The sequence below is a fragment of the Actinobaculum suis genome (assembly GCF_900102025.1).
GTDB lineage: Bacteria > Actinomycetota > Actinomycetes > Actinomycetales > Actinomycetaceae > Actinobaculum > Actinobaculum suis.
In genome coordinates this window covers 1-19,208 of the sequence record NZ_FNAU01000020.1, presented here as the reverse complement: position 1 = coordinate 19,208, position 19,208 = coordinate 1, and the positions used below count along the sequence as shown (strand labels likewise).

The window sequence follows — 19,208 nt, the reverse complement described above, 5'->3', positions numbered from 1 at the left end:
CCAGGCCCCAGACACCTTCGAAAAACACGCGTCAGCTACACTTGACCTTGCAGCATAAACACCACCCCCATGTCCACTTTCCGGGGGTCGGGCCCGTCTGTCTCGAGAAATTGTGTTAGGAACGCAAAGATAAAAAGTCACAATTCGCGCAGGCGGATGCTTTCGGGCGGGTAAATGAGGGATGCAAAGTGAATAATAAAAAATCTGGCGATGTACGGTTGCTGAGCGAGCGGGCCGATTATCGCAACTGGTGGATTGGGGATACGAGCGCGGAGATCGGTACGCAGATCGCGTCGATGGCGTTTACGCTACTGACGTATGCGGTGACGCGAGATGTGGTGATTGCTGGTCTTGTTGGTGCGATGCGTAGCCTCGTGAATTTTGTGGCGATGTTTTACGGCGGTTACGTGGTCGATTCACGCAATCAGCGCACGCTTCTGCGGCTCTACGGGATATCGCTGTGCGTGGTTTACGGGTCGCTGACGGTGCTGATTGTGGCGGGGGCGCTCAATACCGCGTTGTTGTTCGGATTTGCGGCGTTGAGCGGGGTGGTTGGCGGAACGTTTGGGTCGCTGACGAACGCGATGCTTCCGCAGATTCTTCACGGGAGTGAGTTGACGCGCGGGCTTTCTCTCAACGATACGCGCGATGCGGCCGTGGGGACCGTTGCGGCGCCGGTGGGCGCAGCGTTCTACGGGCTGGCGAGCGCGGTGCCGTTCCTCATTAATGCGCTGTGCTCGCTGGGACTGCTCTGGTCCGCGGCAACGATCAAAACCCCTCTTCACGGCGAGCCCGGCGCAGGGGAGGTCGATTCTAGGGCCGGTGGGCGAGGAGACGAGGGATCGGCTCCTGAAGCTCGGGACGGAGGTGAGCTCGCAGACACTGCCGGCGGGGATGTTCCAGATAAAAGTGCTGACCCAAACGACGATGCAGGCAAGCAACAGGACTCCGCACCCGAAACGTTCTTCATCAGGCTTGTTCGGGGAGCCACATGGGTGGGAAAACACCCGGATATTCGCGCAATACTACTTGTGCTCATTGTGTTTAATCTGGGCTCGGCAATTTCGATCACAGCGGTGGAGCTCCAGCTCCAGGCGGATAACAATCCCAGCTGGGTTATTGGTATCACGTTCTCGGTCTTCTCAATGGGAGCGATTCTTGGCGGCATGCTCAGTAATCGATGGCAGACAATACTGCCAGGAATGCGTGTGGTGAAGGCAGAGTTATTCGTGCAATTGGTGTGCTTGGTGGTCATGGCCACAACTCGCGTGTGGTGGATAATTGCAATCCTGTTTTTCTTCACCAATCTTTTGATTATTGCGATGAACTCCTACCTCGGGGCATACCAGATGCTGCGCACCCCGCGCGATATCCTTGGACGTGTTTCGACTGTGTTCCGCATGGGTGTGGGGCTAGCGCCGATTCTCGGGTCCACTCTTGCGGGATTTGCGCTAGAGTACCTCGGTTGGAGTTCTACCCAGCTGATCTGCGCCGTTATCACGCTCATCGCGCTGGTAGTTGCCATCGCTGCGCCCGGGTTACGTGGCCTCCCAGCAACCCGAGAATTCGATTCGGTGAAGCAGGCGGAATAGTGCGGAAACGAATCTCCCCTCACTGGCGCTCTGCCTTCGGGGTAAAGCAAGCTGAATAAGGCGAGGATGCTAGGAATCTAGACTATGCCGCTGGGCGGGTGCCGAGCTACCGCCCAGCGGTTCGCCAAGCAAGTAGAAAGGGGCGTCGTTAGCACCGCCGAACGCTACTTGCCAAGATGAGTCTCCGCTTGCCACTCCGTGAATAAAATTTCTGCAGGGATTCCTGGCTTCTCTAGCTCCTACCCGTGGTGAGGCCCATGCGAGCGCCTCACATCTGAACTTTAGGTAGTTGCCGGCTGAACTTTAGCTAGCCGCCGGGGTAACTGCAGTGAGGAGGAAGTTGGGTTTTGATTCGTGCCCGGGGGCGAGGCCGAAGCGGCGATCGAGTTCTTGTACTTCCGGCAGCCAGTGGATCTCCACTTGTTCCAAGCCGGCTGCGCGCATCGTTCGGGCGTATTCTTCTGGGCTGGAAGCTTGCGCGAGCGGAAGCTCAGCCAATACAGAATCGCTGTAGGTTTGCACGAAGGAATCGGGGGAGCCGTCGCACTCCACTTCCAGATCTGCTGGTACTCCTGCGCTATACCAGTTTGCGTCCGCGGCGATAATCATGCCGCCCGGTCGCAAGACCTGCGCCCATTGTTCTATAGCGGTCTGTGCTTCCCGTAAAGTCCACAGCAAATACCTGCTGGTGACGGCGTCGAACTGTCCCAGTTCGGCGGGAATTTCGGTAACGTCTGCCAGTTGGAAAGTGGCGTAGGGTAGGCCGGCGGATTTACGGGCGCTAGCTTCAGCATTGGCTTGGGCAAGCATGCCCGGTGCAGCGTCCAGCCCGATCACGGTGTGCCCCAAATCGGCAAGAATATGGGCCACGTAACCGGGCCCGGTGCCGACGTCGAGAACCCGTAAAGACTTTCCGGGCATGTGGCGCGCAAAAATGCTCGTCCACAGTTCGCGATCAGCGGCAGCGCGCTCAGAAGCGGCTTGATGATCGTGGTAAGCGCGGGCGCGTTGTGACCAGTATTTGTCCAAAACCTTCTGCGTGGCGGGCATAGCTACCGAGGTACCTTTCTCATTTCCGGCCCCTTACATAGGAGGAGGGCGAGTTTTTGGCCTCTTTCCAAGAGCGAGGGCAAGTTTTCGTCCATAGACTTCTTTCCGTCCATAGACTTCCCGCTGAGCCTAGCCGGCACGCATCAATCAGTCAATTGGATGGTTGAAGGTCGCGTGGTTTCGGATGCCGCGCCGCCGCGCAAAAGTTTCGTTTCACCCGCGAATCTTCGGCCGGAAGCAGAGTGGCGGCAGTTCGCGCCGCCGCGCCAGTGTTCTGTTGCTTTAGGCCACCTCCCAGGTGGAAGGGGTGCCAATGGAAAGCACGTGGCGGTTCAAGAGCAGGAGGAAAGCGAATCCATTCAAGACGACGCCGATGCTGAAGGCGAGCTGCGGATTGCCTCCGTACACAAGATTGCCGGTAATGAGTGGTATGAACGCGGTGAGGCCGTATTCCAGGATGGAGGCCGCGGAAGAAGTGCGGCCCTGCAACTCGGTGGGGATAATGGAGAAGGTGTAACCGCCGAGCATGGTTCCAATGAAAGGCGTGAACAGCCCATAAATTCCCAGGAAGAAGAGCAATTGGCTGTAGTCATGGAAGAACACTGCCAGCGTGGAAATGCCAGTCATTCCTAGCACGGCCAGAGCAATAGTTTTTCCGCCAGGCAGGCGTGGGGAGAGGCGCGAGGCAAGCATGGCCCCGAACATCATCATGACGGCATACAGAACCGAAAGTAGGGAAATCTGCAGGGGCGTATAGTCGAGCGAAATCAGATGGAAATTCACGGCGCAAATGACGGCGGCCATCCCTGAACCAATGAAGGTATTGGCAATCACCAGGCGCCGCAGCCGCGGTTCGCCAAACAAATACCGGAAACCGAAAACGGTATCGGCTAAGGCGGCGCGTATCGGATGGCGGCTGGTTTCCCCGCCCTCGGTGGAGGAATTACCGGTACCGCCGGCACCGGCAGCAGTATCGGTGGCCGTAGCGCCTTCCGGGTTTTCTTTTTCCTCGTCTGCCGGGCGCGGGCGTAGATCAGCGCGGATCATGTGTGCGCAGAAGGTCATAAATGCCAGGCACGCGGAAGCAAAGAAGAAGGGTACAGATTTTCCGAGGTTGTACAGGAGTCCTCCAATGGGCTCCCCGGAAACCTGTACGACGGCGTCGCGCGCCTGGCTCATCCCGCGGGCTTGTACGTATTCTTTGGGATCGCGCATAATCGAGCGCAGTGCCACGTTATCGGCCAGGCCGAAAAGTCCGTCCGAGATACTCACGAGAAGGACGATCGCCGCGATGCCCCAGAGTGGCACGATGTCGAGCATAATGAGCACGGCCAAGATGCCCCACAAAACTGCTCCGATGGTTCCGCGCAGGTACATGGCATGCCGCCGATCCATGCGGTCGATGAGCACGCCGCCCAATAAAATTACCGAAAGCTTGGCAATCAGACCGAGAGTCTGGATATTTCCCGCCACTGCTGTGGAACCCGTGACCCCCACGATGGTGAAGGGTAGTGCGAGGTTCTGGCTGGAGCGGCCGAGCATGTCCGTCGTCGTTGCCCCTAACCACCAACCGTAATCGCGCTTATGCGTGAGTGCCATATATATCTCCCAATAACATATTCTTTGGAGTGACGCGCGGAGGGTCCCCGCAACGACACTAACTGTTCCGGCATTGGCCGAGCGAGCGGTAAAAAAGGTAGTCGATACTAAAAAACTTTACCGGAACTGAAAGATTGGAACACCCCCCCCCAAAAAAAAGAATTACGCGTGAGATCTGTCATGTCGCGCCGCGGTCTGGGGGTTTATTTAGGTTTTACCAGGGATTTTCAAATAGGTGTTCAAGCGTCGTGCGCGAAATTTACTTGGTGCGCCCTTGCTTTTTTACCGCCTAAGGCGTTTCATCCTCTTATCCGAGCAGCGGTTAAAACTGGGCAGAGTTGATAAAAGGTTGGATGGTTGCCCCTACGGGTAAGAGTGGAAGGGGATTTCGGCCATGCAGTGGTGGATGTGACACGAATGAGGGGAAGCTGATTTACCGGCCGGTACCGACTACAATGTCTCCGTACTTTATATAAAGGAGAACTGTGCCCACATCTTCGAGTAAAGAGGTCGCGGCGATCCAGCCCGGCCAGACGCCACCGGAACTGATCCGCAATTTCTGCATTATTGCCCATATTGACCACGGCAAATCAACATTGGCGGACCGGATGCTACAACTAACAGGTGTTGTAGAGCAGCGGGAGATGCGCGAGCAATACCTGGACCGGATGGATATTGAACGCGAACGCGGGATTACCATTAAAAGCCAGGCGGTTCGCATGGCGTGGACGGTAGAAGGGCAGGCTTATGCCCTAAACATGATTGATACGCCCGGCCACGTGGACTTCTCGTATGAAGTCAATAGATCTTTGGCGGCCTGCGAAGGCGCGCTTCTTCTGGTAGACGCAACCCAGGGGATCGAAGCCCAAACTTTGGCGAATCTGTATATGGCACTGGAAAACGATCTAACAATCATCCCGGTGCTCAATAAAATCGATTTACCTTCCGCCGACCCGGCAAAATACGCCGCCGAGATCTCGAACCTACTCGGCGTTGACGAAAGTGAATGCATCGCGGTCTCCGGGAAAACTGGGGAAGGGGTAGAAGCCCTTTTAGACCGGATTGTGGCCGAAATTCCGGCACCGCAAGGAAATGCCGATGCACCCGGGCGGGCCCTTATTTTCGATTCGATATATGACACCTACCGCGGGGTTATTACCTATATTCGAGTGGTCGATGGGGAATTTGACCCCAGCGAAAAGGTGCGCACCATGGCCACTAACGATGTACATGAAGTAAGCGAACTCGGCGTCATCTCACCAGAACCGAAGGCCACGAAAGGCCTGGGGGTAGGCGAAGTTGGTTATCTTATTACCGGGGTGAAGGAGGTGGGGCAAACCCGCGTGGGGGATACGATCACCAGCGCTACCAACCCGGCGCCCGAACCTTTGGAAGGCTATGAGGACGCCAAATCCATGGTCTATTCGGGCCTGTACCCGGTAGATGGTTCTGATTTCCCAGCTTTGCGGGACGCTCTCGATAAGCTGCGGCTCAATGATGCCTCGATTACTTACGTGCCCGAAACTTCGGTGGCTCTCGGCTTCGGTTTCCGGTGCGGGTTCTTAGGGTTGCTGCACCTGGAGATTATTCGGGAGCGGCTGGAACGCGAATTCGACCTCGATATTATTGCCACCGCGCCCTCTGTGGTGTACCGCGTGATTGCCGAAGATGGTTCGACGATCGAGGTCACCAATCCTTCCGAATTCCCGGAAGGGAAGGTCAAGGCGATTTACGAACCGGTAGTGGATGCCACGATGCTCACGCCTTCCGATTATGTGGGAACCGTGATGGAACTGTGCCAGGATCGGCGCGGCACCATGAAAGGCATGGACTATCTTTCCCCGGAACGCGTGGAATTGCAGTACACGCTCCCGCTAGCGGAAGTAGTTATGGATTTCTTTGACCAGCTCAAGTCCCGTACCAAGGGCTATGCTTCGCTGGACTACAACCTGGCCGGTGAACAAGAAGCCGATTTGGTGAAGGTAGACGTGCTCCTCAACTATGAGAAGGTAGATGCTTTCTCCGCCATCGTGCACCGGGATAAGGCCTATGCCTACGGCAACCAGATGACGAAGAAACTCAAAGAGCTCATTCCTCGCCAGCAATTCGAAGTGCCCGTGCAAGCCGCCATCGGTTCGCGCGTGATCGCCCGCGAAACTATTAAGGCCCTGCGTAAGGACGTGCTCTCCAAGTGCTACGGCGGCGATGTTTCGCGTAAGCGTAAGCTCCTCGAAAAACAGAAGGAAGGCAAGAAGCGCATGAAGTCCATCGGCCGGGTGGAAGTACCCAATGATGCCTTCATCGCCGCCCTCACCTCCGATGCTCCCACAAGCAAATAAGTAAGGCTGGCACGTGGCAGATACAAACCGCAATGATCCCGTAGTTCCCGACGCCGTACCCACACCGCCAAAAGCGGAGGTTTCCGGTAGTGATGCGCAGGCGGAAGCTATTTCGGAAGCCGCACCGGCGCGGGAACACTGGCGGATACGATCCTTTTCTTTGCGGGGTTCCCGGTTAGGCAAACGCCAAGCCGGGGTTTTTGCCGCCCACCCAGAACTAATTTTGCCGATGGATCCAGGGCCTGTGCTCACCACGGTAGATCCGGCGCGCGCCCCTAATATTGCGGAGCACTTTGGCCGCGAGGCACCTTTAGTGGTGGAAATCGGTCCCGGTTCGGGGGAGCAGGGGATTGCCTACGCGGTGCGAAATCCGCAGGTTAACGTGCTTATGGTGGAAGCTTGGGATCCGGGTGCGGAAAGGTGCGTAGCCGCTGCCGTGCGTGTCGGAGTGAAAAACGTGCGTATTTTGCGGGCCGACGCCGCCCAAGCACTCCCCGTGCTTTTTGGGCTGAAAAGTGCGGGCGAAAATGATCCGGCGCGGGCTTTGGCTTGCGGTGCCGAAATTGACCCTGCGCATCCAGGAGCACGCAACGGGCGGGCCGCGGAGATTTGGACCTTCTTTCCCGATCCGTGGCGCAAGAAAAAGCACCACAAGCGCCGGCTCGTAGCCCCGCTATTCGCAGCTACCGCGGCGGGCATCTTGGAGGACGGCGGAGTGTGGCGCCTGGCCACCGATTGGGATAACTATGCCTGGCAAATGCGGGACGTAGTAGAAGCCAGTCCCTATTTCACCAACCCGCACGCCGGGCAAAATCCTGATCCGCAAGATCCGCAGCCTTCCCGCGGCGGGTTCGCGCCCCGGTGGGAAGGCCGCGTGCTCACCCGTTTCGAACAGCGCGGCAAAGAAGCCGGCCGTACCGTGCACGACCTCGCCGTACTGCGCCAGCCACGGGCCGGCCAAGCCGGCACCAAGGCAGCCGTAGCGCCGGCAGCCAGGCCCGCACCTGATAGTGAAACCCAAACGGCGAGTGCCGAATCTATGCCGGTGGCAGAGGCGGAAAGCTGAGCCGAACCGTGCCTGCCACAATCCCTGTTTCAGCTACCGGGCCGGGAGCTACAGCACAACCCGGCCAGCCCGGTTTACCCGGCGCGAGGGAGACCCCGGGTTTATCCGGCGCGCCCGAGTTTCCCGGACAGCGCGAGTTTTCCGGACCGCGCGAGCTACCCGGCAAGCTTGCTCACCCAGACGTGAGCGGCGGGTTTTCCGCCTATGTGCATATTCCTTTCTGCCGGGCCCGCTGCGGGTATTGCGATTTCAATACCTATACGAAGCTGAACTTTGGGCACGGGGCAGCCCTCACCGATTTCCCGCAAACCTTAGCCACCGAGATCGAACTTTCAGCACGCATGCTTGATACCGGTGCAAACCAGGCCGCGCTGCGCAGCATCTTCTTTGGCGGGGGCACACCTACCATGCTGGAGGCGGCGCAGCTGGGCGGCGTCGTCGAAAAACTGCGCGCCACTTTCGGTTTGGAACCGGGCGCAGAAATCACCACGGAAGCAAACCCGGAAACCGTGCACGCCGAAAAACTGGAAGCGCTGCGCAAAGCTGGGATCAACCGGTTTTCCTTCGGGATGCAAAGCGCGGTACCGGAAGTATTAGCCACTTTGGATCGCAAACACACACCCGGGCAGCTGGAACGTGTGGCGCGGTGGGCGCGGGAACTTGGCGTGAGCTTTTCGGTGGATCTTATCTACGGCGCCCCGGGAGAAACCATGGCACAGTGGGAAGAATCTGTGGACGCGGCAATCGCCCTGGAACCGCAACACATTTCCGCATACGGGTTGATTGTGGAACCGGGCACGAAAATGGGCCAGCAAATAAAACGCGGCCTACTTGCCGCGCCCGATCCAGATATGCAGGCCGATAAATATGAACTTGCGGATTCGAAACTGAGCGCCGCCGGTTACCAGTGGTATGAAATCTCTAACTGGGCCAAACCCGGTTATGCCTGCCGCCATAATCTCTACTATTGGGAAAATGCTTCCTGGTGGGGATACGGCCCCGGCGCGCATAGCCACATTAATGGCGAAAGATTTTGGAATGTGAAACACCCTCTCGCCTACGCACAACGGCTCGAAACAGGGGCATTGCCAGTGCAAGGCCGGGAAATTCTCGGCGCGCGCGAGCAGCTAGAAGAACGTATTATGCTCGGGATTCGCACCCGGCACGGTATTGAAATCCCCGCGGGTAGCGATCCGAATACTATTGATGCTTTGCGCGCGGACGGTTTACTTTCCGCCGCGGCACTGGCTAGCGGCAAACTCGTTTTGACGCGCAGAGGCCGGCTTCTTGCCGATACCGTAACCCGGGTTCTATGGGATGAAATACCAGACGAAATACCGGACGAAGCAGCGGACTGAAATAGCGGGCGGAAATACCGGACTGAAATACCGGACTGAAGTAGCGGGCGGAAGAGCTGGGAGGCGAAGCATCAGGCCTGAAGCGCTGGCCTGAAACGCTGGCCTGCAAAGGCGGATTTGCTGCACCGAACCGCCAAACCCGGATTTGCGGTAAAGCTTAGTTGGCAGCCGGGTTAGTTGGCACCGCGGGAAGCCGGCCGGGTTAGTTGGCGGCTGGGGCGGTCACGAAATCGATAAGTTCTTCCATGCGGCCCAAAAGAGATGGTTCGAGGTCTTTGTAGGAATGCACGCAGGAAAGAATGCGTGCCCAGCCGCGGCCAATATCTTCCTTAGTGGCATGCGGCCAGCCCAGCCGGCGTAAAGTTCCGGTTTTAATATCTTCCCCGCGGGGAACTTCGGGCCAGGCCGGGATACCAAGCGCGGCCGGTTTCACCGCTTGCCACACATCCACATAAGGGTGGCCCAAAATCAGCACGCCGGGCCGGGCAGCCTGGCAGGCCAGATGGGATTCTTTGGAACCGCCAACCAAATGGTCCACTAGTACTCCCGCGCGCCGGGTTTGCGAAGGCTGAAAATCATCGAGCACGGCCTGGAGGTTATCCACACCCAAGAGTTCTTCTACCACCACGCCTTCCAGCGCTAAATCTTCACCCCAGACTTTTTGCACCAGTTCGGCGTCGTGCTTGCCTTCCACCCAAATCCGGGAAGCGCGGGCCACCCGTGCCCGAGCCCGCACATGAAAAGAACCAGAAGCGGTCACTTGGCGCCGCGGCGAGGGCGCCGCTACCGGAGGCTGCAAATCCACCGGCTGCCCCTCAATCCACCAGCCGCGCCCGAGCGGGAAAAACCGCCGCGCCCCGTAACGGTCTTCCAACTCCATTTGCCAAATCCCGGCACGTTTGGCCACGCGCATGATTTCACCCACAAAACCGGAGGCAACGTCTTCCACCACCAACCCCGGCTCAGCAACCACCGGGCGCGAAGCAACCCGCCGGCTAGCCTCTAAAGCTTCCAAGTCCTGCGCCCCATAAGTAGCAAGACGGGCGCGGTCAGCGCTGCCGGCAGGTCGAGCGCCGCCCACCCCAGAACCCACCCCAGAACCCACCCCAGAACCCACCCCAGAACCCAGCCTAGAAACTGGGGAAGTGCCCTGCGATTCAGCGTCTGCGCTGGCGGCTGAAGAATTAGCAAGTACATCGCGGCCGTAGCGATCATTCCACCCGGTAGAGAAATTCACGATCACAGCGTATGGCTCTTTACTGCAAACCGCGTAGAATTAGCACTCGGGCGCGTCGAGTGCTGGAGGCCAAAGTGCTAGTGCCTAAAGTACTAGTGCCTAAAGTACTAGTGCCGAAAGTACTAGTGCCTAAAGTACTAGTGCCGAAAGTACCGGAGCCGAAAGTACTGGAAGCTAGCGCAGTACGAGGCGAAGTTACCAGCGCAGTACGAGGCGAACGGCTTAGGAACGTGCCCGGCGGAGGAGGACTATGGCAACAGCAGAACGACGCGAACGAGTGCTGGAGGCGATCATTCGCGATTACGTCACCACTAGTGAACCGGTGGGTTCAAAACGGCTGGTGGAAAGATATCGCCTAGGGGTCTCGCCGGCAACCGTGCGCAATGATATGGCGGTGCTGGAAGAGCAAGGACTCATCGCCCAGCCGCACACCTCGGCGGGCCGTATCCCCACCGACGCCGGATACCGCCACTTTGTGGATTCGATTGATCGTTTGCGCCCGCTTTCCGCCGGGGAACGGCGCGCGATTGAAAAGCTTTTGGAGGGGGCAGTAGATCTAGATGATGTGCTATCGCGCGCCGCGCGTTTGCTTTCGCAGATCACCCAGCAAGTGGCGGTGGTGCAGTACCCTTCTTTGGAAAGAGTGACACTCCGGCACCTTGAACTTATCCCTACCGGCGAAACCTTGGCGGTATTGGTGTTGATCACCAGTGCGGGCCGGGTAGAGCAACGCGTATTGCGGCTGCGCCGCCCGGTGGGAGAAGAAACTGTGGAAACCCTTTCGCGCGAACTTAACGCGGCCGCAGTTGGCAACCAACTGGCGGAGGCAGCACAAAAAATCCGCCAGGAGGCCACGCAGCTACCTGCGCCGCAGTCAACTATCGCCAACATTGTGGCGGAGGTGATCGACGTCGCCGCTTCCGCGGAAACTGAGGACCGGCTTGCTTTGGCGGGCACGGCCAATCTTTCCCGGCACGCCGTCGATTTCACGCGGACTATCGCTCCGGTGCTGGACGCTTTGGAAGAACAGGTTATCTTGCTCAAACTCCTGGCAGATATGGATACCGGGATCGCCGTTTCCATTGGCGCGGAAAACGAACACGAAGATCTGGCGGAAACCTCGGTAGTGGCCTCTACTTACGATGTGCGCGGGGATGCGGTAGCCCGGCTCGGGGTGATTGGGCCTACCCGCATGGACTATCCGGGAAATATGGTGGCCGTGCGCGCGGTCGCCAAGTATCTCTCCCGGATTCTCAGTGAGCAATAACCTCGGCGAGCTAGTAAGCTGATCTGGCCCACGTGGCACCGAAACTAAAACAACGAGGATAATCGAGTGGATTACTACGAAACACTGGGCGTTGCACGCGATGCGAGCCAAGACGAGATCCGCAAAGCGTATCTGCGCCTTTCCCGGAAACTGCATCCCGACCATGCCGGTCCGGAAAAAGCGGAAGAATATAAGGCCGTCAATGAGGCCTACACGGTTCTCTCCAATGAAGAGTCGCGCCGCAAATACGATATGGGTGGTTCGGCCCAAGGCGGCGGTTTTGATTTCGGCATGGGAGACATCTTCAACACCTTCTTCGGCGGTATGGGTGGTATGGGCGGAGCCAGTTCTTCGCGCGGGCCGGCCCCGCGCGGGCAACGTGGCCAAGACTCTCTCCTACGCATTTCGGTAGAACTCAAAGACGTTATTTTCGGTAGCGAACGGGATATCGATACCACTTTGTACGTGCGTTGCCACACGTGCGAAGGGGACGGGTGCGCGCCGGGAACGGAGCCGATTACCTGCACCAACTGTCACGGCGCGGGCATGGTACAACGGGTTTCTAACTCCCTGTTTGGGCAGATGATTACCCAAGCTCCGTGCCCGGAATGCGAAGGGCACGGCACGATTATTGCCAGCCCCTGCCCAGATTGCGGCGCCGAAGGCCGCGTGCGGGAAAAGAAAACCATTCACGTGAAGATCCCGGCCGGAATGGAATCCGGCATGCAGTTGCGTTTCTCCAATGAGGGCGACGCCGGCCGGCAAGGTGGCGGGTACGGGGACCTTTATGTGGAGGTCACCGTCAAGGAAGACCGTATCTACCAGCGGTCCGGATCCGACCTGCTCGCGGAAGTACAAATCCCCATGACTTCCGCCGCTCTTGGGGCAACGATCACCGTGCCTACCTTCGATGGGGAACAGGAACTAGAAATCCCGGCCGGCACCAATTCCGGCACGGTACTCACCATGAAGGGCCTGGGCGTAACCCGCATGAACGGGAAAGACCGCGGCAATATCCGCATGACGGTAGCCGTTACCACCCCGCGCGATCTAGATAGTCAGCAGCGCGAACTGCTCGAACAACTCGCTACCTTGCGCGGCGAATCCTTCACGGACGCGGAAATGAGTTCCGGTGACCAATCCTTCTTCTCCAAACTAAAAGAAAGGTTTGCTAACCGGTGACGCTCCCACTGTTCCTGGCCGGCCCGGCCGCTACGGCGAGCCCAGGTAGTTCGCTTGCACTTACGGGGGAGGAAGCCCGCCATGCTGCCCAAGTGCGGCGCATCCGCACCGGCGAAGAGATTTATATTAGCGACGGCGCTGGCACCCGCGCCACGTGTACCGTCACCGATATTACTAAGCGCGAAGTACTTACTCGGGTGCTGGAAGTAGAACGGATTGCCGCCCCGAGTTGCCCGATAACGCTCGTGCAAGCCCTCGCAAAGGGCGGGCGAGATGAACAAGCCGTAGAGACCGCAACCGAGTTCGGGGCGTGGGATTTCCTGCCCTGGCAATCCGAACGCACGGTAGTGCGCTGGCGCGGGAAAGAAGAAAAAGGAGTGGCGCGCTGGCAGGCCGTAGCCCGCGCCGCGGCCAAACAATCCCGGCGCGCTTATGTGCCCTGCGTTCACGAGCCAGTTACTACTAACCAGCTAACCGCACAGGTGAGCGCGGCCGTAGAAACCGGGGCCTGCGTGCTCGTCTGCCATGAGAGTGCAAGCTTGCCGCTCACGCAGGTAGCGGCAGTTGCTTCTGCGCAAGCAGTGTGGATTATTATCGGCCCAGAAGGTGGAATCAGTAGCGGTGAACTAGCCGCCCTGGAAAAGGCCGGGGGAGTGCCCGTACTCTTGGCCCCACACGTGTTACGGGCAGCCACCGCCGGGCCATACGCGCTTGCCACAGTGCACGCTTTACGAGCCACGGCCCGCTACGATAGGGATTAATGACAGAACCAGCACATTTGGAAATGCGGCAGATTACGGTGCCGGAGCACGTATCTATGATTAATGTGCTCGGCCGGCGTGACGAAGTACTGCGGGCGCTAGAAGCCGGGCTGGAACCGGTGGAAGTGTATGCGCTCGGGCATCGGATTACGGTGCGCGGCTCCGGCCCGGAACTCGACCTGGCCCAATCACTTATTGAAGAGCTAATTGACGTAGCCGCAGGCGGGGAAATGCTTACCCGCGATTCGGTGGAACGCGCCATCAAAATTGCTAAAGATGGCCTGGCCAAACCAACCGCGCTGATCCAAACCGATATTTTGACGGTGCGCGGGAAAACCATCCGGCCCAAAACCATTGGCCAAAAAGCATATGTGGATGCCATTGATAATAATTCCATCACCTTCGGGATCGGGCCGGCCGGGAGCGGGAAAACCTATCTGGCGGTAGCCAAAGCCGTGGTGGCGCTAACCAATCACAGTGTGAAACGGATAATTTTGACTCGCCCGGCCGTGGAAGCCGGAGAATCCCTGGGCTACCTACCCGGCTCCCTGAACGAAAAAATCGATCCCTACCTGCGCCCTCTTTATGACGCCATGTACGAAATGCTCGATTCGGAAGCCATACCGAAACTCATGGGGGCCGGGGCGATCGAAGTAGCGCCGTTAGCGTATATGCGCGGCCGCACCCTCAATGATGCTTTCGTCATCTTAGATGAGGCTCAAAACACCACTCCGGAACAAATGAAAATGTTCCTTACCCGCTTGGGCTTCAACTCGAAAATGGTGGTGACAGGTGACGTTACCCAAATCGATTTGCCGGGCGCCAAAAAGTCGGGGCTCTTGCAGGTGCGGCGCATTTTGCGGGACGTTCCGGGTATACACTTCTCAGAGCTTTCCAGTGCAGACGTGGTTCGGCACCGGTTGGTGGCAGAAATCATCGATGCCTATGCGCGGTGGGATGCGAGGGACGAGAAGTGATAGACGTAGTGGACGAATCCGGGTTTAGCCCGGCAATAGATCTAGAAGAAATCAGCGAACTAGCACGTTACGTGATGGATAATATGCGCGTGCATCCCCAAGCTGATCTAACGGTGGCGCTCGTAGATGAAGAAGCGATGGCCGAACTGCACAAAACTTGGATGGATCTGGATGGGCCCACCGATGTGATGAGCTTCCCCATGGACGAATTGCGGCCCGCTGCCCCCGGTACCGAACCGCAACCGGGAACCTTGGGTGATATTGCGGTATGCCCGCAAGTAGCGCGCCGGCAAGCTCTCACCATGGGTCATTCCGTGGCCGAAGAAGTGCTGCTCCTAGTAACACACGGGATTTTGCACTTGCTTGGCTACGACCACACCACGCCCGAAACCAAAGCAGAAATGTTTGCTTTGCAACGCCAATTGCTCCTGATTTTCCTCGCCGAACGCGGCGGCGGTGATCCAAAACCCACGGAGGTTTAGGTGCTCGCACTCTTATCCGCACCCTTCTACATTGGCGCCGCACTCTGCCTCTGCCTGGGATGGTGGTGCACGCTGGTAGGCACCGCGCTAGCGCGCATGACCCGCACCGAGGCAGCCAGCGGTCAAGAAGAAGGGAAAAAGGGTTCCACCCAAGTGGTGCGCATTCTGGCCCGCCGCCCCGCGGCTACCATGGGGCTTTCCACATTGCGGTCACTGTTTATGAGTAGCTACGGCATGCTGCTCTTGCTTGGTTTACTCACGGACCTTACTTCCTGGTGGCTGATCTTCCTGGCCTTCTTCGGAGTTACCGCAGTTGTGATGCTCGCTTTTGCGTTCCTTAATCCCTTGGATTACGCACAGCGGCACCACCTGCGCATTATTTATGGTTCGCGGTGGTGGCTTTCCGGGGTGACCTCACTGTTTTCGATCCTGGTGCGGCAAAAAGAATTCACGGCGGAAGAGTTTGAGCAACGCCAAGAAGATCAACTGGCGGTAATGGTGGAACGGGTTTCCGAATCGGAGGCTATTGAGGACTCTGAGCGCAATATCCTGGAATCCCTTTTCGATATGTCTAATACGATGGTCCGCGAGGTGATGGTCCCGCGCACCGATATGGTCGCCATCGCACACGATCAAAGCTTGGATAAGGCCCTATCTTTGTTCACGCGCTCCGGCTTTTCTCGCGTTCCCGTTTACCAGGAAACCGTGGACGATATTATCGGCGTCGTCTACATGAAAGACGTTATTCGCCGCGTCCATCACCGCCACGATACCGCGGGCGTAACGGTGGAAGACGTGTGCCGCGCACCCTTCTTCGTGCCGGAAATGAAGATGATCGATACGCTCCTGCCGGAAATGCAAAACGAGCAGGTACATATTGCCGTAGTGGTAGACGAATACGGCGGGATTGCCGGGCTGGTCACCATCGAGGATTTGGTGGAAGAGCTCGTAGGTGAAATCGAAGATGAACATGATCATTCCACGCCCGAAATTGAGGACCTTGGCGATGGTACCTACCGCGTGGCCGCGCGCACCTCAATTACTGATCTCGGAGAGCTGTTTGGGGTGGAGTTGGTAGACGACGACGTCGATACGGTAGCGGGTCTGTTTGCTAAAATTTTGGGCCGCGTACCCATTCGGGACGCGGAAGGAGAGGTAGCAGGGATTCATTTGGTAGCCGATCGGTTCGAGGGCCGGCGCCACCACCTGTCCACGGTGCTCGCCAGCCGCGCTACCCCCGTGGCAGACTCGACTGCATAGAAACACTGCTATATAGCAACACAGTTGTATAGCAACACTGCTGTATAGCAACACATCTGTATAGCAACACAGTTGAATAGAGATGCGACTGCATAGAACTGCATAGAATAGGCTAATGCAGTTTGGCGGTGCGTAGTGCCAAACCACCGCACTGGCACTACTGAGCACGACATAAACGAGACGCGGCAAGCACCGCAGAAGCTAGGTGCGCACCGCAGAAGCGCGGTGCGCGGCAAGCACCTAACCAGGGCGTAGCGGGCGCGGATAATTAGGAGGAGACGGGGATGGATCAGGGCGTTCCGGAAAACTATAGGGCAGGTTTTGTAGCTGTAATTGGCCGGCCCAACGCGGGTAAATCCACGTTGATTAACACGCTCGTGGGCCGCAAAGTGGCGATTACTTCGAATCGTCCGGAAACTACGCGGCGTGTGATCCGCGCTATTATTTCGCGCCCGCAAGGCCAAGCAATCCTCGTAGACACACCGGGTATGCACCGCCCCCGCACACTTTTGGGGGAACGGCTTGGCGATATGGTGCGCGATTCCCTGGCGGATGTTGACGTAGTGGTTTTGTGCCTGCCGGCAGATGAAAAGGTGGGCCCGGGGGACCGCTACCTGTTCGAAATGGCCGCAAAGACGAAGGCACCGGTAATCGCCGCGATCACGAAATCTGACCTGCTCAGCCGCGAAAAAATGCCCGATAAGATCATCGAAGTTTCGGAGAGTTACAAGTTCGCGGAAATTATCCCGGTTTCGGCGGTGCAGGGCCAGCAGGTAAAAGATCTGGAAGCACTGATTTTGGAACGCTTGCCGCTTTCGCCACCCCTCTACCCGCTAGACGTAGTAACCGACCAGTCCGAAGAAGTGATGATCGCGGAACTTATTCGCGAAGCCGGGCTGGAAGAACTGCGCGAAGAACTGCCGCATTCCCTGGCCGTCACCATCGACGAAATGCAAGAGTCAACCACGAAATCGGGCACGCCGCTGTTGCGGATTCACGCTTCCTTACATGTGGAACGCGATTCGCAGAAGGGAATCGTGATTGGCCGCAAGGGGAGTCGCCTGCGCCAAATCGGGCGGGATGCGCGCATCGCGATTGAACATTTGTTTGGCACCAAGGTATTCCTAGATTTGCACGTGCGCGTAGCCAAAGATTGGCAGCGTGATCCGAAACTACTCAACCGGCTAGGTTTCTAATGCTAAAGCGGCCTCATGATTCCACGCCGCGCGGGTCCGGAGCGGCCAAAGCCACCGCGCAAACCTCCGAAGTAGAGGTTCCCGAAAACGGTTCCGAAAGCGCGCCCGAAAACGGTCCCCAAAGCACGCCGGAAGAAGGCGCGGAGGAGACGTCTCAGCGGGGCGGCTTGCGGGCCTGGATTCCGCGGCACCGCAAGTTTTTATCCTGGCTTGTAGTGGTGCTTATACTGTCTTTGACCGGCACCGCGCTCGGCCCGGGTTGGCATCCCCAACCCATGGAAGCAGTAATCCAGCCGGAAACTCCTAATACGGCAATCGGCACGGCCGGGCCTACTGCGCGCGTCGGCACCTATGAGGTGGAAACCGAAGTGGTTACCTTCCGGCTGCGCGACGGCACCGAAAATCAGGCGACCATTAAAAAACCGGTGGGAGCGCGCGGGCCGCTTCCCGGAATGGTATTCATACACGGCACCGGAACCGATAGTTACACTGCTTTTGAACGGGAAACGAACCGGATTGCATCTACCGGGATCGTTACTATGGTCGCCCAAAAACGTATCGCCAATTACACGACGACGCACCGCGATTACAACGCGCTGGCAGATGACTATGAAGACGCCTTGGAGTTTTTGCGTGAGCAAGCGGGGATAGATCCGGGAGAAGTCGGCATCTACGCGGTTTCCGAAGGGTGCTTCGTAGCGCCGATTATTGCGGCCCGTAATTACGATGTGGCCTATGTAGCCTTTATTTCTGCGCCGGTATTACCGATCCGGCAGCAAGGAGCTTTCGCCGCGGATGCCTACCTGCGCGAAATTGGCGCGCCCATCCAGATCATCAATGCGATCCCGAAGATCCTCGGCCAAGATTTTGGGGAAGAAACCTTCCGATATATAGATTTCGATCCAGCAGCTTATGAAGCAAAAATAACCGCGCCCGTAATGATGCTGTACGGCACGGCAGATAAATCTATGCCTACCATTCAAGGCCCGCTGGTTATGGCAAAGCAACTCGAGAAAGCGGGGAATCGGAACCTAACGATCCGCTACTACGAAGGCGCAGACCACGGGCTCCAACTCAACCGGAAAACCCTTTCCGAGGCCGCCATGCAGGACGTTTCTGACTGGGTGAACGGACTGCCCTATACCGCAAACTCGCAGCCGCGGGTGGCGGGCGGCCAACCGAATCAGCAATACCAAGCCGGCGCGGTCCAAGAAGTACCAACCTTCCTTAATGGGGAGATGGTACTCGCGGTTATGGCGGCCGGTATTTTGCTTGCCGGCCTGGCCTGGCTGTTGCAACTCGTAGGTTTAATCCGGGTAGGTAACCGCGGCCCGCTAGCCAAATGTGGCGGGAGCGGCGGGCAGCTTAACCGCTCGCTGGCCTGGACCGTGATTACCTGGGTGGCCTACCTCTGGTACGTGCTCCTCATTGCGCGCATTGCTTTGAACTATCAGCAAGATCGGCTCTTAGTGCAAGGCGGCTACCTGATTATCGTGCTCTTGGCCTTGAGCGCCGTGTGGTGGTTCGTGAGCTGGCTCTTTAGGTTGGCAGAAGTTAGCAAACAGGGCGGCATGAATGCGTTCGGGCAAGTAATATCCGCCGTCGCACTGCTTTCGCAAATCGCGCTCTTGCTGACTCTTGGCTACTGGAACGCCTTCCCGGGCATTTTCTAGCAGCGGCTGGCTGGAATTTCGTTTCCAGTAACGGCTAGGTGGCATTCCGCTTCTAGTGCGCGGCAGGTCGGAACGGACCTGACCCCCTGTTGGTGGACATAGGCTAGCCCCGGCGTTCAGCCGGAGAAAGGTAGTCTTCTACCATGTCCCGTAAAACATATTCCGCGCA

Annotated in this window: 15 protein-coding genes; 12 read left to right on the top strand and 3 right to left on the bottom strand. The window is 57.8% G+C overall.

What is annotated here, in order from left to right; genetic code table 11:
- Positions 1 to 188: 188 nt before the first annotated feature.
- The gene (locus BLT47_RS08445; protein ID WP_074663804.1) at positions 189 to 1,592 is read left to right on the top strand and encodes an MFS transporter; all 1,404 of its coding nucleotides are present in this window, start codon (positions 189 to 191) and stop codon (positions 1,590 to 1,592) included.
- Positions 1,593 to 1,895: 303 nt separating this feature from the next.
- Here the strand turns inward: BLT47_RS08445 and BLT47_RS08440 are convergent, their stop codons facing one another.
- Together BLT47_RS08440 and BLT47_RS08435 are read right to left on the bottom strand one after the other, a co-directional pair.
- Positions 1,896 to 2,642: a class I SAM-dependent methyltransferase gene (locus tag BLT47_RS08440; protein ID WP_074663799.1), complete on the bottom strand. Its 747-nt coding sequence runs from the start codon at positions 2,640 to 2,642 to the stop codon at positions 1,896 to 1,898.
- 282 nt (positions 2,643 to 2,924) lie between these two features.
- Positions 2,925 to 4,241, bottom strand: coding sequence for an MFS transporter (locus BLT47_RS08435; protein WP_074663795.1), 1,317 nt, complete (start codon positions 4,239 to 4,241; stop codon positions 2,925 to 2,927).
- 485 nt (positions 4,242 to 4,726) lie between these two features.
- Between BLT47_RS08435 and lepA the strand changes: the two genes are divergently transcribed.
- The 3 genes from lepA (at position 4,727) to hemW (ending at position 9,004) form a co-directional block, all read left to right on the top strand.
- Entirely contained in the window at positions 4,727 to 6,580 is a 1,854-nt protein-coding gene (gene lepA / locus BLT47_RS08430; RefSeq protein ID WP_074663791.1) for a translation elongation factor 4, read from the top strand.
- A 13-nt stretch (positions 6,581 to 6,593) separates the two neighbouring features.
- A complete protein-coding gene (gene trmB / locus BLT47_RS08425) occupies positions 6,594 to 7,646 on the top strand; it encodes a tRNA (guanine(46)-N(7))-methyltransferase TrmB (RefSeq protein WP_083330188.1) in 1,053 nt (350 codons plus the stop codon).
- A 182-nt stretch (positions 7,647 to 7,828) separates the two neighbouring features.
- Positions 7,829 to 9,004 (top strand): radical SAM family heme chaperone HemW, encoded by a 1,176-nt coding sequence (gene hemW / locus BLT47_RS08420; protein ID WP_074663786.1) that lies wholly within the window; start codon positions 7,829 to 7,831, stop codon positions 9,002 to 9,004.
- 202 nt (positions 9,005 to 9,206) lie between these two features.
- On the opposite strand, the gene BLT47_RS08415 is transcribed toward hemW, so the two are convergent.
- Complete coding sequence (locus BLT47_RS08415; protein WP_074663807.1) at positions 9,207 to 10,019, bottom strand: DUF3097 family protein; 813 nt, start codon at positions 10,017 to 10,019, stop codon at positions 9,207 to 9,209.
- Between the two features lie 472 nt (positions 10,020 to 10,491).
- Between BLT47_RS08415 and hrcA the strand changes: the two genes are divergently transcribed.
- The 8 genes from hrcA to BLT47_RS08375 all read left to right on the top strand — a co-directional run bounded on the left by hrcA (position 10,492) and on the right by BLT47_RS08375 (position 19,039).
- Positions 10,492 to 11,508: a heat-inducible transcriptional repressor HrcA gene (gene hrcA, locus BLT47_RS08410; protein WP_049619494.1), complete on the top strand. Its 1,017-nt coding sequence runs from the start codon at positions 10,492 to 10,494 to the stop codon at positions 11,506 to 11,508.
- Positions 11,509 to 11,574: 66 nt separating this feature from the next.
- Positions 11,575 to 12,690: a molecular chaperone DnaJ gene (gene dnaJ / locus BLT47_RS08405; protein WP_049619493.1), complete on the top strand. Its 1,116-nt coding sequence runs from the start codon at positions 11,575 to 11,577 to the stop codon at positions 12,688 to 12,690.
- Positions 12,687 to 13,451, top strand: a complete 765-nt coding sequence (locus tag BLT47_RS08400) for a 16S rRNA (uracil(1498)-N(3))-methyltransferase (RefSeq protein WP_074663782.1) — start codon at positions 12,687 to 12,689, stop codon at positions 13,449 to 13,451. Before dnaJ ends, BLT47_RS08400 begins: the two co-directional genes overlap by 4 nt.
- Complete coding sequence (locus tag BLT47_RS08395; protein ID WP_049619491.1) at positions 13,451 to 14,428, top strand: PhoH family protein; 978 nt, start codon at positions 13,451 to 13,453, stop codon at positions 14,426 to 14,428. Before BLT47_RS08400 ends, BLT47_RS08395 begins: the two co-directional genes overlap by 1 nt.
- The gene (gene ybeY, locus BLT47_RS08390) at positions 14,425 to 14,910 is read left to right on the top strand and encodes an rRNA maturation RNase YbeY (protein WP_049619490.1); all 486 of its coding nucleotides are present in this window, start codon (positions 14,425 to 14,427) and stop codon (positions 14,908 to 14,910) included. The genes BLT47_RS08395 and ybeY overlap by 4 nt, the downstream gene beginning before the upstream one ends.
- On the top strand, positions 14,911 to 16,170 hold the full coding sequence (locus tag BLT47_RS08385; RefSeq protein WP_074663777.1) for a hemolysin family protein: 1,260 nt from the start codon (positions 14,911 to 14,913) through the stop codon (positions 16,168 to 16,170).
- Between the two features lie 284 nt (positions 16,171 to 16,454).
- A complete protein-coding gene (gene era / locus BLT47_RS08380; RefSeq protein ID WP_074663774.1) occupies positions 16,455 to 17,366 on the top strand; it encodes a GTPase Era in 912 nt (303 codons plus the stop codon).
- Complete coding sequence (locus BLT47_RS08375; protein WP_083330187.1) at positions 17,366 to 19,039, top strand: alpha/beta hydrolase family protein; 1,674 nt, start codon at positions 17,366 to 17,368, stop codon at positions 19,037 to 19,039. Before era ends, BLT47_RS08375 begins: the two co-directional genes overlap by 1 nt.
- Positions 19,040 to 19,208: the final 169 nt, after the last annotated feature.